This is a genomic window from Parasphingorhabdus flavimaris (assembly GCF_013371215.1).
GTDB lineage: Bacteria > Pseudomonadota > Alphaproteobacteria > Sphingomonadales > Sphingomonadaceae > Parasphingorhabdus > Parasphingorhabdus flavimaris.
In genome coordinates, this window is the sequence record NZ_JABWMH010000001.1 from 175852 (window position 1) to 190630 (window position 14779).

General features: G+C 58.6%; 15 protein-coding genes. 5 read left to right on the plus strand and 10 right to left on the minus strand.

The window, feature by feature from the left end; translation table 11 throughout:
• Positions 1 to 13: 13 nt before the first annotated feature.
• The 7 genes from tolR to HUO14_RS00925 all read right to left on the minus strand — a co-directional run bounded on the left by tolR (position 14) and on the right by HUO14_RS00925 (position 4686).
• The gene (gene tolR, locus HUO14_RS00895) at positions 14 to 466 is read right to left on the minus strand and encodes a protein TolR (RefSeq protein WP_176278013.1); all 453 of its coding nucleotides are present in this window, start codon (positions 464 to 466) and stop codon (positions 14 to 16) included.
• A 2-nt stretch (positions 467 to 468) separates the two neighbouring features.
• Positions 469 to 1116, minus strand: coding sequence for a protein TolQ (tolQ, locus tag HUO14_RS00900; RefSeq protein ID WP_176278704.1), 648 nt, complete (start codon positions 1114 to 1116; stop codon positions 469 to 471).
• A 64-nt stretch (positions 1117 to 1180) separates the two neighbouring features.
• Entirely contained in the window at positions 1181 to 1645 is a 465-nt protein-coding gene (locus HUO14_RS00905) for a YbgC/FadM family acyl-CoA thioesterase (protein ID WP_176278014.1), read from the minus strand.
• 194 nt (positions 1646 to 1839) lie between these two features.
• Positions 1840 to 2187 carry a TraR/DksA family transcriptional regulator gene (locus tag HUO14_RS16205; RefSeq protein ID WP_343046034.1) on the minus strand — a complete coding sequence of 116 codons (348 nt, stop codon included), beginning with the start codon at positions 2185 to 2187 and terminating at the stop codon, positions 1840 to 1842.
• A 2-nt stretch (positions 2188 to 2189) separates the two neighbouring features.
• On the minus strand, positions 2190 to 3533 hold the full coding sequence (locus HUO14_RS00915) for an amidohydrolase (RefSeq protein WP_176278015.1): 1344 nt from the start codon (positions 3531 to 3533) through the stop codon (positions 2190 to 2192).
• A 24-nt stretch (positions 3534 to 3557) separates the two neighbouring features.
• Positions 3558 to 3950, minus strand: coding sequence for a VOC family protein (locus HUO14_RS00920; RefSeq protein ID WP_176278016.1), 393 nt, complete (start codon positions 3948 to 3950; stop codon positions 3558 to 3560).
• A 193-nt stretch (positions 3951 to 4143) separates the two neighbouring features.
• Positions 4144 to 4686 carry a DUF3617 family protein gene (locus tag HUO14_RS00925; protein WP_176278017.1) on the minus strand — a complete coding sequence of 181 codons (543 nt, stop codon included), beginning with the start codon at positions 4684 to 4686 and terminating at the stop codon, positions 4144 to 4146.
• Positions 4687 to 4826: 140 nt separating this feature from the next.
• Here HUO14_RS00925 and uvrB point away from each other — a divergent pair, with 140 nt between their 5' ends.
• From uvrB to HUO14_RS00945, 4 genes are all read left to right on the plus strand, one after another.
• Entirely contained in the window at positions 4827 to 7001 is a 2175-nt protein-coding gene (gene uvrB, locus HUO14_RS00930; protein ID WP_176278018.1) for an excinuclease ABC subunit UvrB, read from the plus strand.
• A gap of 141 nt (positions 7002 to 7142) precedes the next feature.
• Positions 7143 to 7430 (plus strand): type II toxin-antitoxin system RelE/ParE family toxin, encoded by a 288-nt coding sequence (locus tag HUO14_RS00935; protein ID WP_176278019.1) that lies wholly within the window; start codon positions 7143 to 7145, stop codon positions 7428 to 7430.
• Between the two features lie 7 nt (positions 7431 to 7437).
• Positions 7438 to 7719 carry a HigA family addiction module antitoxin gene (locus HUO14_RS00940; RefSeq protein ID WP_246255115.1) on the plus strand — a complete coding sequence of 94 codons (282 nt, stop codon included), beginning with the start codon at positions 7438 to 7440 and terminating at the stop codon, positions 7717 to 7719.
• A gap of 121 nt (positions 7720 to 7840) precedes the next feature.
• The gene (locus HUO14_RS00945) at positions 7841 to 8638 is read left to right on the plus strand and encodes a class I SAM-dependent methyltransferase (protein ID WP_176278021.1); all 798 of its coding nucleotides are present in this window, start codon (positions 7841 to 7843) and stop codon (positions 8636 to 8638) included.
• A gap of 632 nt (positions 8639 to 9270) precedes the next feature.
• Here HUO14_RS00945 and HUO14_RS00950 read toward each other — a convergent pair.
• Both HUO14_RS00950 and HUO14_RS00955 read right to left on the minus strand, forming a co-directional pair.
• Positions 9271 to 9885: a redoxin domain-containing protein gene (locus HUO14_RS00950; protein WP_343046035.1), complete on the minus strand. Its 615-nt coding sequence runs from the start codon at positions 9883 to 9885 to the stop codon at positions 9271 to 9273.
• Positions 9886 to 9927: 42 nt separating this feature from the next.
• A complete protein-coding gene (locus HUO14_RS00955) occupies positions 9928 to 12018 on the minus strand; it encodes a protein-disulfide reductase DsbD family protein (RefSeq protein WP_176278022.1) in 2091 nt (696 codons plus the stop codon).
• Positions 12019 to 12102: 84 nt separating this feature from the next.
• Here HUO14_RS00955 and HUO14_RS00960 point away from each other — a divergent pair, with 84 nt between their 5' ends.
• Positions 12103 to 13776, plus strand: a complete 1674-nt coding sequence (locus tag HUO14_RS00960; RefSeq protein ID WP_343046036.1) for an alkaline phosphatase family protein — start codon at positions 12103 to 12105, stop codon at positions 13774 to 13776.
• Positions 13777 to 13791: 15 nt separating this feature from the next.
• Here HUO14_RS00960 and HUO14_RS00965 read toward each other — a convergent pair whose 3' ends face one another.
• The gene (locus tag HUO14_RS00965; protein WP_246255117.1) at positions 13792 to 14736 is read right to left on the minus strand and encodes a right-handed parallel beta-helix repeat-containing protein; all 945 of its coding nucleotides are present in this window, start codon (positions 14734 to 14736) and stop codon (positions 13792 to 13794) included.
• Positions 14737 to 14779 lie beyond the last annotated feature (43 nt).

Below are 14779 nucleotides of genomic sequence, written 5' to 3' on the forward strand. Positions count from 1 at the left end.
CAGCGGTCCACCATTAAGGTGTCTCGGATGAACCTGTTGTGACCAGCGAAACCCGGCTCAGCCCAGCCCGGTTGAGTTCGCCCATCACGCCCATGATCAAGCCGTAATCGAGCGTCTTGTCGCCGCGCAGCATGATCTGGCGCGGGTCTTCCGGGTCCTGTTCGGCGGCGATATCCCGCAATCTGCTTTCGAGAGCGCCCCGGCTGAGTTCTTCGTCATCGACAAAGACGCGGCCCTCGGTATCGATTGAAATCTGGACCGGCTCCTGTTCCTGCTCGAGCGCATTGGCGCGGCTTTCCGGCAGGTCGACGGGCACGCCGGTCACCAGCAGCGGCGCCGTCACCATGAAGATGATCAGCAGCACCAGCATCACATCCACGAACGGCGTGACGTTGATCTCGGCCATCGGTGCGCGGCCCCGGCTGCCGCCGCGCCTGCCAATTCCGGATCCCATGTTCATGCCCATGCTCAGTTCCCGATTTCCAGCTCGCGGCTCAGCGTGGCGTGGAAACCGTCGGCAAAGCGGCCCATCCGGGCTTCCAGCTTGTTGAGGCGGTGGGAGAAGCGGTTATAGGCGATAACCGCGGGGATCGCGGCAAACAGTCCGATTGCCGTCGCGAACAGGGCCTCGGCAATGCCGGGGGCAACCACCGCGAGCGAGCTGTTCTGTTCTGCGGCAATCGCCGAGAAACTCCGCATGATGCCCCAGACCGTGCCGAACAGACCGACAAACGGGGCGACACTGCCGACGGTTGCAAGGAAATTGAGCCGGTCGGCAATGCGATCCACTTCGTGTGCAATTGTCGCGTTCATTGCAGTGGCCAGCCGCTGCCTGGTGCCTTCGCGGTCGACGGGGCCCTTTGCGGTCGAACGGCGCCATTCCTTGACTCCGGCGGCCAGTACCTTGGCGCTGGGCAGGTTGGACTGGCCATGTTCATCAAAAAACTTGTCGATATTCTCGGTCTTGGAAAACGCCCGTTCGAACCGGTCGGATTTGCGCGTGATCTGCGCGATGTTCATGCCAAAGCTGACGATGATCGTCCATGTCCAGATGCTGGCCAGCAGCAGCCCGATCATCACCGTCTTGACGACGATATCGGCTTCCATGAACAACATGAATGGAGAGAAGCTGCCAGTAGTCGCTCCGACGGAAAGTTGGTCTAGCAAGATTTGATATCCTTCATTTCGTATCAGTCTGGTCCATGACGCTGGCGAATGCCTTTGTCCACGCTTTCGGTTGCCGCCTCGGGCGTCCGGCAGGAGTAAGAAACGCTGCGTGAACAGAGGCTGACGTAATCTGGTCCGCGCCGCGCATGATCTTCTGCTCGATGATCACGCTGGCGGCGCGCAAGGTTTCGACCGTGCTGATGACCACCAGGTCATCGTCAAGCTTGGCCGGGGACAGATATTTCATCGTCAGGTCGACGACGGCGTAGACGCCTTCACCGCTATCAAAGGCTGCATTCTGGTCCATATCGAGCTGGCGCAGCATGTCCGAACGGGCGCGCTCCATATAGCGCAGATAATTGGCATGATAGACGATACCGGAAAAGTCGGTGTCCTCGAAATAGACGCGGCAGGCGAAATAATGCTTCCCGTCGACAAAGCGTCCGTCATGCGGCTTGATATCGGCGGGGATTTCCATGGACCTTACATTAGAGCGATGTAAGGCAGCGGGAAAGAGCGAAAAGCGTAGCGACGGTTCACTGGGCGCAAATATGACTCGATTGAACCGGCGTGGCCCTTAGCGGTCCTGATATCAGGTTTCAGGCCCTGGCTTTTCGGGAACTCGTGCAACGGTTTCGAGTATCCACTTGAGCATGCCGGACACAGCTTCAATCAGCGCGCGCAGCCAATGCACAATGCCGCCGCCGGATCGATTTCCAGGCGGCGAAAGGCAATCGGCTCCCCGCATTCCGCGCACCAGCCATATTCGCCCTGCTCGATCCGTTTCAAAGCCATTTCAATCCGGGCGATATCACTTGTCCGCCGCCGGGCTTCGGCCTGGGCCATTTCCTGCTGCTGCATTGCGTCCATGCGGGAAAGCCGGCCGACGCTTTGCTGGTCCAGCTCAACCGTCGTGCGCCAGCTTGCCGCTTCCAGATCGAGCGCCTTCAGCTCCGCCTGCTTCTCGATCAGGCTGGCGTGCAGCGCTTTGATTTGCTCCGGTGAAAGGTCCTCCGCCACGATTATTTTTGCGGATTGAGATAATCCAGCGCCGCTGCCGTCATTGCCTCGGTTCCCAATGTCACGGATTCGCGCGGAGCGATTTTGAAAAAGGGCGAGTGATGGGACGGCACCGGAGCACCGCCGGATGCCTCACGATCAAAATCGGCTTGCGGGGTGCCGCCAACCGCGAAATAGACGCCCGGGACATCGGTATTGGGGGCGACGAAATAGGCAAAATCCTCTGCGCCCATGCCTTCGCGCGGCTTGTTGTCGAACACCTCTTCACCGAAGCGAGCCGCGAAAACGCCTTTCACCCGTTTGGTCATGGCGGCGTCATTATAATTGGCCGGAGTCGATTCGTGCGACACCAGCACTTCGGGTAATTTGTCATCCGGCAGGCCGTTCATCCGGCCGACATTGGTGGCGATCCGCTTGATCCCTTCGAGCAATTTCGCCCGCGTGTCCTCGTCATCCGAGCGGACCGTAAGTTGCATGGTCGCCTTGTCGGAAATGATATTATGCTTGAACCCGCTGTGGAACGAACCGACGGTTATCACCGCCGGCTTGAGCGGAGCGATTTCGCGGCTGACGATGGTCTGCAGCGCCATGATGATTTCTGCGCCCATCACGATCGGATCCTTGCCGCGATGTGGCGAAGCGCCATGGGCGCCAACCCCGTGGACAATGATATCGACGCTGTCGGAAGAGCTGCTTTCGATGCCTTCGCCGATCGCCAGCTTGCCGGTCGGGGTGTCAGCGGAAACGTGGAAGGCCATGGCGAAATCGGGCTTGGGGAAACGGCTGTAGAGCCCGTCGTCCAGCATCAGCTTGGCCCCGCCGATCCGTTCCTCGGCCGGCTGGGCGACCAGCACCAATGTGCCCGACCACTGGTTCTTCATTGCCGACATCTGCCGCGCGGTGCCGATCAGCGAAGTGATATGCACGTCATGGCCGCAGGCATGCATGACCGGCTTTTCCTCGCCGTCGATACTGATCTGTTTCGCGGTCGACATATAGTCGAGCCCGCTATCCTCGACCAGCGGCAGGCCGTCCATATCGGCGCGCAGCATCAGGGTCGGGCCTGCACCGTTTTTCATCACCGCAACCACGCCGGTGCCGCCGACTTTCTCGGTCACGGTGAAGCCCGCGTCGCGCCATTTTTTCGCGATGATCGCGGCGGTACGGGTTTCCTTGTAGGATAGTTCGGGGTTCTTGTGAAAATCGATAAACAGGGCTTCCAGCTCCTTGTCATAATCCGCTGCGATCGCCGCTGCCAGATCGGGCGATGTCGAACTGTTCTGCGCCGCGAGCGGTGCCGTCCAGATCAAGGCGCTTGTCGCGGCCAGAGCCAAAAGATGCTTCATATTTCTCTCCCTGTTTTTTTCTTCCTATGCAGGACCGACACGAAATGCGCAAAGCTTGTTGCCGTCCGGATCGCGAAAATAGGCAGCGTAAAAGGCCATCGGGCCGTCATCACCGCGCAATCCGGGTGCGCCTTCGTCGCTGCCCCCGAGTTCGATGCCCTTTTTATAGAAGCTGTCGACCTGGCCGCGTTCCTGCATCTGCAGCGCGACCATATTGCCGTTGCCCGGCTGCGCCGCTTGCCCGTTATACGGCGCGGTGATTGCGATCGAGGGCGTGGTCATGTCGACGCCGTAAAGGGTGAAGCCGTTCTCTTCGAGCTCCATCAGTCGTTTCGCGCCAAGCTCGCCGAGCAGCGCGTCATAATAAGCGCGCGCCTTGTCGAGATCATTGGTGCCGAGCGTTACATATCCAATCATGATTCTTCTCCTGATGATCAATCGGGTTGATCGATTCGGTCTCGAATTAAAATCTATCAGTCGCAGGCGCAGATGCAATGACCTGCAGGGTCATGCTGCGACGGCGCCGAGCGGATATGGAGATCGGGCGCAAAAAAAAAGGCAGAAGCGAAACGCTCCTGCCTTGATCTTGATCATTTCAATTAAGTCGGGACTAGCCTGCCGGACAGTCGCCGATCCGCTTGCCGTTGCTCTTGGCAGCAATATTCATCTTCATGCCTCCGGCACCGCCGGTCATGTCCATGGTCATCTCATAGTTGCTCGGCCCATATTGGCCATCCATGGTCATGGTCATGTTGCCCGGACCGCCGCCCATATTGTTGCAGGCCATTTCCGAGGAAACCGCTCCGCCGCTCATGTTGAATTTCTTGACTTCGCAATTGGTTTCTTCCTGCGCTGCAAAAAATTCTGCGCCGGGGTTCTCGGCCTGTTCCTTGGTGATGCAGGATTTCGAAGTCGTCACCTTGCCCTTCATGCTGTCCAGAGCTCCGGCCGGCATGCCATCCGGCAGCCCATCGATTTTCACGTCGACGATTTCTACACTATTTTCCCATTCGCCTGGCTCAAGCGTCACCTTGTTCATTTCCTTGGCCACTTCGTCGGGGGTGATCTTGCCGTCACCGTCCTGGTCAGCGCCCTTGTCGGAACAGCCTGCCACGAGGCCGAGTACAGCCACTGTTGCTAATAATTTTTTCACGAGAATATTCCCTCAATGTTGGTGCTCCCAACGCGTAACATAAACCGCCGGACGACAGATGTAAATTTGCCTTGCACGTCGCGGCCGGAAAATTCCACAACGGGGATGACATTGGACCCTTTTTGTTCCATATCCGCGCTATGACAGAATTGGTAATCAGACGAGGCCTGGCGGAACCGGAAACCGGCGATGATTTTGTTCCCCACAAGCCCAATCGCCCTGCCAAATCGGAAGGCGGCAGGCCGTTCAAGCTGGCCAGCGATTTCGAGCCAGCGGGCGACCAGCCCGCAGCGATCGAGGAACTTGTCGCCGGGATGCGAGACGAGGAGCGCGATCAGGTGCTGCTCGGGGTGACCGGATCGGGCAAGACCTTTACCATGGCCAAGATCATCGAAGAGCTGCAGCGGCCCGCCCTGATCCTGGCGCCGAACAAGATTCTGGCGGCACAGCTTTACGGAGAGTTCAAGAATTTCTTTCCCGACAATGCGGTTGAATATTTCGTCTCTTATTATGATTATTACCAGCCCGAAGCCTATGTCGCGCGGTCGGATACCTATATCGAGAAGGAAAGCTCGGTAAACGAGGCGATCGACCGAATGCGGCACAGCGCCACCCGTTCCTTGCTCGAGCGCGATGACGTGATCATCGTCGCTTCGGTGTCCTGTCTCTATGGTATCGGTTCGGTCGAGACCTATTCGGCGATGATCTTCGATCTCACGAAAGAACAGTCGGTCGACCAGCGGGACATCATCCGCAAGCTGGTGGCGCTGCAGTACAAGCGCAATGACATGGCGTTTGCCCGCGGCAATTTCCGGGTGCGGGGGGACAATCTCGAGATATTCCCCTCCCACTACGAGGACATGGCCTGGCGTATCAGCTTTTTTGGCGACGAGATCGAGGAGATTGTCGAATTCGATCCGCTGACCGGGAAGAAGGGCGCCAGCCTGAACAAGGTGCGGGTCTATGCCAATTCGCACCATGTCACCCCGGGCCCGACGATGAAGCAGGCGATGGAAGCGATCAAATTCGAGCTTTCCGAAAGGCTGAAGGAGCTGGAAGCGGAAGGCAAGCTGATCGAGCATCAGCGGCTGGAACAAAGAACCAATTTCGATCTCGAGATGATCGCCGCGACCGGCAGTTGCGCGGGGATCGAAAATTACTCGCGCTTTCTGACCGGACGCCTGCCGGGCGAACCGCCACCGACCCTGTTCGAATATCTGCCGGACAATGCTTTGCTGTTCGTCGATGAAAGCCACCAGACGGTCCCGCAAATCGGCGCGATGTCGAAGGGCGATCACCGCCGCAAGATCAACCTTGCCGAATATGGCTTCCGCCTGTCCAGCTGTATCGACAACCGTCCGCTGCGTTTCAACGAATGGGACGCGATGCGGCCGCAGACGGTCAGCGTTTCGGCGACGCCGGGCAAATGGGAGATGGAGCAGACCGGTGGCGTGTTCTCCGAACAGGTCATTCGCCCCACCGGGCTGATCGACCCGCCGGTAGAGATCAAGCCGGTCGAAGACCAGGTCGACGATGTAATCAACGAATGTCGCAAGGTGACAGCACAGGGCTATCGCACCCTGATTACAACGCTGACCAAGCGGATGGCGGAAGATCTGACCGAATTCATGCACGAAGCGGGGATCAAGGTTCGCTACATGCACAGCGACGTCGAGACGCTGGAACGGATCGAACTGATCCGCGATCTCCGGCTGGGCGTCTATGATGTGCTGATCGGTATCAACCTGTTGCGCGAAGGGCTGGATATCCCGGAATGCGGGCTGGTCGCGATACTGGACGCCGACAAGGAAGGATTCCTGCGCAGCGAAACGTCGCTGATCCAGACCATTGGTCGCGCGGCACGCAATATCGATGGTCGGGTCATTCTCTATGCCGACCGAATGACCGGATCAATGGAGCGCGCAATCAGCGAGACCGACCGTCGCCGCGAGAAGCAGGTCGAATATAATCTCGAGCACGGGATCACCCCGCAATCGATCAAGAAGAATATCGGTGACATCGTCGCTCATGCCACGGCCAAGGATATGGTCACCGGAGCGGTCAATGACGACGGCAAGCATCTGGTCGGCCACAATCTGCGCGCCCATATCGAAAGTCTCGAAAAGCAGATGCGCGATGCGGCGGCCGACCTGGAGTTCGAAACCGCAGGCCGCCTGCGCGACGAAATCCGCAAGCTCGAGGCGGAAGAACTGGGCTTGCCCGCCGACCTGCAGGTCGCGCAACCCAAGGGTCGATCAACCGAAGGGCGCCCGGGGACGCGCAAGATGGGCTATGGCAAGACGCAGCGGAAGTGATGTGATGCTGTACGCGCGCTCTGCAACTGACATCAGCAATGTGCGCCCAAATTTTGTGCAAAAAGCCTACATGGTGTGGACGGGCGCCGATGGAATGCGATATGTTTGAAATCATAACATGTTTGCAATGACAGGCGCACAATGATTCACTCATTCGCCGATTCCGAAACGGAAAAAATATGGAGCGGCGAACGCAGCCGTATGCTGCCTTCGGATATCCAGAATGTTGCGCGTCGAAAACTGCGACAGATCAACAGGACTGCGAAACTAACAGATTTGCGCATCCCGGGCGGCAATCGCTTTGAACAGTTGAAGGGATATACACCTTTGCGCTATAGTGTGCGTATCAATGATCAGTGGCGTGTGACGTTCAACTGGTCGAATGGAGACGCGCATAATGTCCGGATCGAGGACTATCACAGGGGATAAGGACCGTTTGGACAATGTTCATCCGGGCGATATCCTGCGCGACGATTATCTGATTGGTAGCGAAATACCGATGGAAGAAGTGGCTGAAGGGGCTGGTCTGGACCTGAGCCAGCTTAGCGCCATACTTGCCTGTCAGCATTCGGTTGATGCCAATGTCGATCTTCGACTGTCTCGTTATTTCGGTATCTCCGAGGGATTTTTCCTCGGCTTGCAGATTGATTTTGATCTTGAGGAAGTTCGCCGAAACAGCGGGGCCGAGCTTGACAAGATCAGCAAACGCGCTGCCTGACGGTCGCTGTTAACCGCAGTTTCGACCAAAGGCGGTCCGAAACAGACCAATCACATCCCCACCGCTTGTGCGCCGCGTGCGACCGGTTCATATTGTCGGCCAATATTTGGGGAGAAACATCATGCGTGCGTCCATCCTTCTGACATTGGCAGGCTCTGCCTTGGCATTTTCTGCTCCGGTCTGGGCAGGACCCGCGTCCGTCACCTCGATGGCGACCGCTGCTGCCGCCGGGCCGGATTTCGACGCCGCCGTGACCGCTTCGGGACGGGGAGAGGCGGATGTCACCCTCGACGAAAGCCGCAAGCCTGCCGAAGTGCTGGACTTCATGGGGCTTGAAACCGGTGATGTCGTGCTCGATTTTTTCGCCGGTGGCGGCTATTATAGCGAGATACTCGGTCGCGCGGTTGGTCCGCAAGGATCGGTTGTCGCGGTCAATCCGCCGCAATTTGTTTCCAGCGAACAGTCCAGGGAAAAATGGGCCGCAGTCATCGACCGACAGCCCAATGTGACCATGGTGCCGTCGCAATTGCCGGATTACAAGCCGGCCCCGAACAGCATAGATTTTGCCATGTTGCACCTGATCTATCATGACTTTTACTGGCAGAGCGAGAAGTTCAAATTTGAGAAAATGGATCCGGCTGTGGTGCTGGCCAATCTTCATGCGGGGATGAAGCCCGGTGGTGTGGTTGCGGTTATCGACCATGCCGGACCATCCGGCGACACGCGCGCCGTGGTCGAGAAAAGCCATCGCATCGATCCGGCAACGGTTCGGTCTGATTTTCTCGCCGCCGGCTTCGTGCTGGATGGGGAAAGCCAGATGTTCGCCAATCCCGATGATGATCTCGACAAAAATGTATTTGATCCGGCTGTGCGCGGGAAAACCGATCGTTTCGTGATGCGGTTCCGCAAGCCGGGCTAGTCCACCGGCTCATCATTTCCGCCGGATTTCCGGCGCGAATCAAGTTTTTTCCTAACTATATGGAAAATAAGAGATTTCCGTTTGCGGCAAATGGGGCCGTCGCGCCGCAGGAATCGTACGCCCTCGAATTATCCGTTTATTGCGCCTAAAAGTAATAATATTTCAATAGGATATGATTTGTTACGATTGTTTACAAGACTGTTCAGGTCGCGTTGTCTAAAGCGCCGCTATACAGTTTGCATTGATAAGCACTGACCCTGCAGCGAAATTCCGGTGAGCCGGAATTGATCGAGGTCAGCATCAAAAAGCATGAATATCCTTCCGTAATCGGCGCAGGCCGATTTGCGGCTAAGGAAGAGTTTGACCGGCGGCGCCTTTGGTTAGGGTCGCACGCTGTCGGAACAAAGGCGGGAGGCAGAACCCGGTTGCGTATCGGATCTGTCTCCCGATCCTTGGCATCAGTGCCGGGTTTGATCGTTTTTTCGTTGGGTCAGGGGGCCTGTTGACGGCGGCTTCGAGGGGTTCGTCTGCCGTCGACGCGCTATCCCCGGACTCCGGGGTGCAGGGCTGGCGCGCGCGTAAGGTTGGCGTGCCAGTCCTGCAATTGTTTCAGACACCAGCCATCCGCTCCATCATGACGCGTATTTGACCGAGCAGCCATAAGGCCGCGAATAGGCAGTGCTGATTTTTTTGCCGGTCTTGATCTCGTCCAGCGCCTCGAGGACATGATTGCGCGCAATCTTGATGTCGGCCGGATTGGCGGTCGGCTTGTCGTCAATCCCGCCCTGATAGACCAATGTTCCCGCAGCATCGATGATATACATATGGGGGGTGGTCTTGGCGCCATAGGCTTTGCCGACCAGACCTTTGCTATCGAACAGATAATTGCTCGACCGGATATTCTGTTTGGCGATCAGGGCCTTGGCTTCCGCGCCGGTCATATGTCCCTGTTTGCCCTTGGCGCCGCTATTGATCGTAAGCCAGACCGCACCCTGTGCTCGCGCCGCCTTCTGGGTCATCTGCATATTGCCGCTGTTATAATGTTTGCTGACGAACGGGCAGCCGGGATTGTGCCATTCGAGTACGACCGTCTTGCCACGGAATTCTGAAAGCTGGACGGTTTTGCCGTTCACATCGGTGAGCTTGAAATCCTGCGCCGTGGCGCCGGTTCTCTGGGCTGCCGCCAGCGGGCTGGCCAGTGCGATGGCGGTGATTGTTGCAGTTGCTATGGCTGGAAAATTTCGCACTTATAGTCTCCGTTCATTGGGGAATTGATCAATCGACAGATATCACGCCGCCTTGCCCACCAGTTCGGTCAGCGTCGCCACGGTCAGGATTTGCGGCAAGATCACCGGCTCCTGGCCGGGAGCATAATAGAGGTAGAGCGGGACGCCGGCGCGACCGTGTTTTTCGAGAAACTGGCTGATCGCCGGGTCGGGGCGGGTCCAGTCGCCCATCAGGACAGCGACCTGGGCCGCGGCAAAGGCATCAGCGGTCTCGGTCCGCTGGATTGCGGCGGCCTCATTGGCTTTGCAGGTTATGCACCAGTCGGCTGTGAAATAGGCGAATACCGGTTGATCGGATGCGCGCAATTCGGAAAGGCGCGCCTCGCTAAACGGTTCGCTTGGCAGGGTCGCCGCAGAATTGCCGGCCAGCTTCTGGCTGTCCATCGCCGCTTCACCGGGCAGGGCGATGATGCCGCCCAATATTGCGGCGACCATTGCCGCGCTGGTCAGCGCTCCGCGGGACGAACCCTTCATCTGCGCGCCGCCAAACCACCACAGGATCAGGGCAACCAGCAGCAGGAATATCAGCGACAGGCCCAGCGCATCGGTGCCGATCTGACGGCCGAGCAACCAGATCAGGCCGATGCTGGTGAGGAACATCGGGACCGCCATCGCTTTGCGGAAACCGTCCAGCCAGGGTCCAGGCTTGGGCAATCGACTGCGGATCGCCGGTACGAATGCGATCAGCAGGAACGGCAAGGCAAGGCCGACGCCCAGGCCTGCAAAGATGACCAATGCCGCGACCGGTGGCAGGATGATGGTGGCGCCGAGTGCGGCTGCCATGAACGGGCCGGTGCAGGGCGTAGCGACAAAGGCGGCGAGCGCGCCGGTCCAGAACGAACCGGCTGCCCCGTCTTTCTGGGCCAGCTTGTTGCCGAAATTGACATTGGGCAGTTCGAACATGCCGGCCAGATTGAAACCTATCGCGGTGACCAGCGCGAGCAGGACAAAGATGATCCGCGGGTCTTGCAGCTGGAATGCCCAGCCGACAGCAGCGCCGCTGGCGCGCAGGCCGAGCAGGATGGCACCGAGCGATGTCGCAACCAGCACGACGCCGGCGGTATAGGCGAGCGCATCGCGCCGAACGACGGCTTCATTGCCGCCCGCCTTGGCGAGACTGATCGCTTTCAGGCTGAGAATCGGGAAAACACAGGGCATCAGATTGAGCAGCAGGCCACCGACTATCGCGCCGCCCAGCGCCAGAAACAGCAAGGAAGCCAGATTCTGGTCCTTTGGGCCGTCTTCGGCCCGAAGCGGCACGCCGGTCATCGCGACCTCGCCCCTGGTCGCGGTGAACGACAGGCCCATGTCATCGCCGATTTTGAGCACGCCGCTGATCATGTCGAGGCCGTCGCCGCGCGCCTGGGTCTCGAGGATCAGGCGATCTCCGTCCCGGCTGAACTTCTGCGGCGCGGCATAGTCGACGATGCCGTCGTTGTGGATGAAGAAATAGGGGGTATCGAGCGCGACACCGGCGGGCAGCGGAATCGACAGCCGGAACAGATCGTCGGTGATGGCAAAGCTGGCTTCGCTGCCCAAGGGCCGGGGCAGGGCGGCGCGAAAGCCGTCGAACCTTTTGTCGAGCACGATCTCTGCGTCCCTGCCTACGACCTGCAAGGTGATCGACATTTCATCCTGCTCGGGCACGCAGATTTCGTCGGTGCAGGACAGCCATTCCGATTTGACCGAAATCGGCAATGGTCCGGGCTGGACCCTGTCGGAAAGGGTCAGATTGACCAACACCGCATAATCGCCCTTGTAGACATAGTTCATGATGCCGGAGATCAGCAGCCTGTCGGGGACCTGAAACTGGGCTTTGCCCGCAGTCACCCCTGCAGGCAGGGTCCAGTCAAAGCTCATGCCGATGCCCGCGTCGCCAGGGTTTTCCCAATATCCGTGCCAGGTCGGCTTGGGTTCCATGACGAAGGCGATGGTCACGTTCTGGCCCGGCTTCACCCTCTGCGATTCGGCAACCATCGTAGCGGGTACGTTCAGTTCGCCATTGCCCATCCGGACCTGTGCTTCGGCCGTGGGAGCGAAGACCACCGCGGTGAACGCCAGTATTATTGCCAAGATCCGAAAATCAAATGTCATCAAAACGCACCATTTCCTGTTTAATCGCATTTAGGCTATCGCTAGACAGCATATCATAGCCGCTTTCATCAGTGAGGACCATTCGTGCAAAAATCGATCATTGTTACAGCTCTTGCCACGCTTATCACATTTTCCGGCGCCGCAAATGCCGAAGATCATATAGCAGCAGATGAAGCCAGTCCAAAGCTGGTGGTCGCCATTTCCGTCGACCAGTTATCCGCCGATCTGTTCGCCGAATATCGCAACAGTTTCACCGGCGGTCTGAAACGTCTGGCGAGCGGCGTGGTGTTCCCCTCCGGCTATCAGTCCCACGCGGCGACCGAAACCTGTCCCGGCCATTCGACGATCATGACGGGCGTCCATTCGGGACGGGCCGGGATCATCGCCAACAACTGGATCGACCTGTCGATCAAGCGGGATGACAAGACCGTCTATTGCGCCGAGGACGAGCGGATCGAGGGCACCAGCTTCGGCGATATCACGGCGGCGACCCAGGGCGATTATGTTGCATCATCATGGCATCTTCTGGTCCCGACGCTGGGCGAGCGGCTCAAGAAAGTCTCGCCGAAATCGCGCAATGTTGCGGTGGCCGGCAAGGATCGCTCCGCCTTGATGATGGGCGGCAAGGATGTCGACGAAATCTACTGGTGGAAAGGCAACGGTTTCACCACGTTAGTCGGTCGTGGCATGTCCTCTTCGATGACCGCGCTGAACAAGAACATCGGTGAAACAATCAACAAGGCCCGTCCGGCCTATGCGGTTCCCGCCCATTGCGAGGCGCGCAACGCAAAAATCGCGCATGGCGATGACAAATCCGTTGGCGATTACGCATTCCAGCGGCCCGACGGCGCTGCGCAAATCTTCCGCGGATCGCCCGATTTTGACGCTGCGGTTCTTACCGCGGCAACGACATTGGTGAATGACCACAAGCTGGGTCAGGGAGAGGCCACCGATATTCTGTCGATCAGCCTGGCCGCAACCGACTATATTGGCCACGCTTTCGGTACCGCCGGTCTCGAAATGTGCATCCAGATGAGCGCACTCGACCAGTCCATCGGCGACTTTTTCAACGTCCTGGACAGTCAGAACATCGATTATGTCGTCATGCTGACCGCCGATCATGGCGGTCTCGACCTGCCGGAGCGGATGCAGCTTCAGGGCGTACCGATGGCGCAGCGGGTCGACAGCGAACTCAATGCCAAGACGATCGGCGCGGCGGTTGCCAAGCAATTGAACCTCGATAGCGAAAAGCCCGTCCTTCATGCCGACGGACCGTTTGGCGATTATTATATCAGTCTGGATTTATCCGAAGGCCAGCGGGCTGCAGTCAAGAAAAGCGCGATGGCGCTGATCGCGGCCCATCCTCAGGTAGAAATGGTGCTCGATCACGACGAGATATTGGCCACCGAAATCTCGCGCGAAGCGCCCGAGCAATGGACCATGCTGCAGCGCGCCCGCGCATCGTTTCACCCTGACCGGTCCGGCGACTTTGTCGTGCTGCTCAAAAAGGCGATCACCCCGATCGCGACAACCGCGCGCGGATATGTCGCCACCCACGGTAGCCCCTGGGATTATGACCGCCGCGTCCCGATGCTGTTCTGGCGGGAAGGCATCCGGCATTTTGAACAGCCTCTGTCGGTGATGACCGTGGATATCGCCCCGACGCTCGGCGCGCTCATCGGCGTCGATATTCCGGCGGAGGAAACCGATGGAAAATGTCTCGATCTCGATGGTGGTCCGGCCAATAGCTGCGAATGAACTAGCGGCCTGACCCTAGCGCCGCTGGTAGCGGGTCAGTCCCTGACCGAGACTGTTGTTGGCAATGCGCAGCTGATCGCCGCTCCAGTCTGCCACGAACCAGGTGTTGCGCTTGACGCCCCTGGCGAGCGACGCGCTGTTGCTGTGGATGTTGAGGCCGGCGGAGCTATTGTCTTTGCCTTCGGCGGCGATGGCGATGAAGGCGCTCCAGTTTTCCTTGTTCTGGCCCTGGACAAAGACATTGCCGCTGATCACGCCGGTGGCGCCGGCTGGCAGGTCGATCATATAATTGGTGGTGCGGCCCTGGGTGTCGTCAAAACTGTTGTTGTTGATCGTCGCCCTGGGTGCGCGGCTCTTGACATAATGGCCACCGCTGCCTTTTTCGAAACGGCTGTTGGTCACCTTGAGCGAACCGAATCCGCCGATATAGAGGCTGTGGGCACAGGACAGGCCGCGATCGCAGCGTCCCAGACGCTGGAAGGTTGACCGGTCGATGACGATTTCGGCGCTGCGATCATCGGCGCTCAATATGCCCTGTTCGGCGTTGCGGAACATCGCGTTGTAAACATAGAGATCGCCACGCTCGATCCGAATCCCGGCGCCATTGCCATCGGCTACGCCCTGGTTCTGGAATATGATCCCGTCGATCGTCGCGGCTTTTCCGCGCAGGACGAGCGATGCCTTGCCTTCGCAGATGCCGCCGTCAAAAATGGTCTGGCCTGGTACGGAAGCTTTGTAGGTGATCCGGCCTGCGGTCTGGACCGCGCAATCGCCATATGCGCCGGGCGCGATGACGATAGTGCCATTATTGCCGCCGATCGCTGCGACCGCGTCCGACAATCGGCCAAAGGTCTGCCCGGTCTCGACAACCTTGAACGCACCGCTCCGCTGGGCCTGCGCGGTGGTTCCGGCAAGCGAGAGTGAGAGCATTGCTGCGATCAACGGGGTCTTGAGCTTCATTTCGGTCATCCTGACTCGGGGGGAGTATAGCAGTTTCATTACC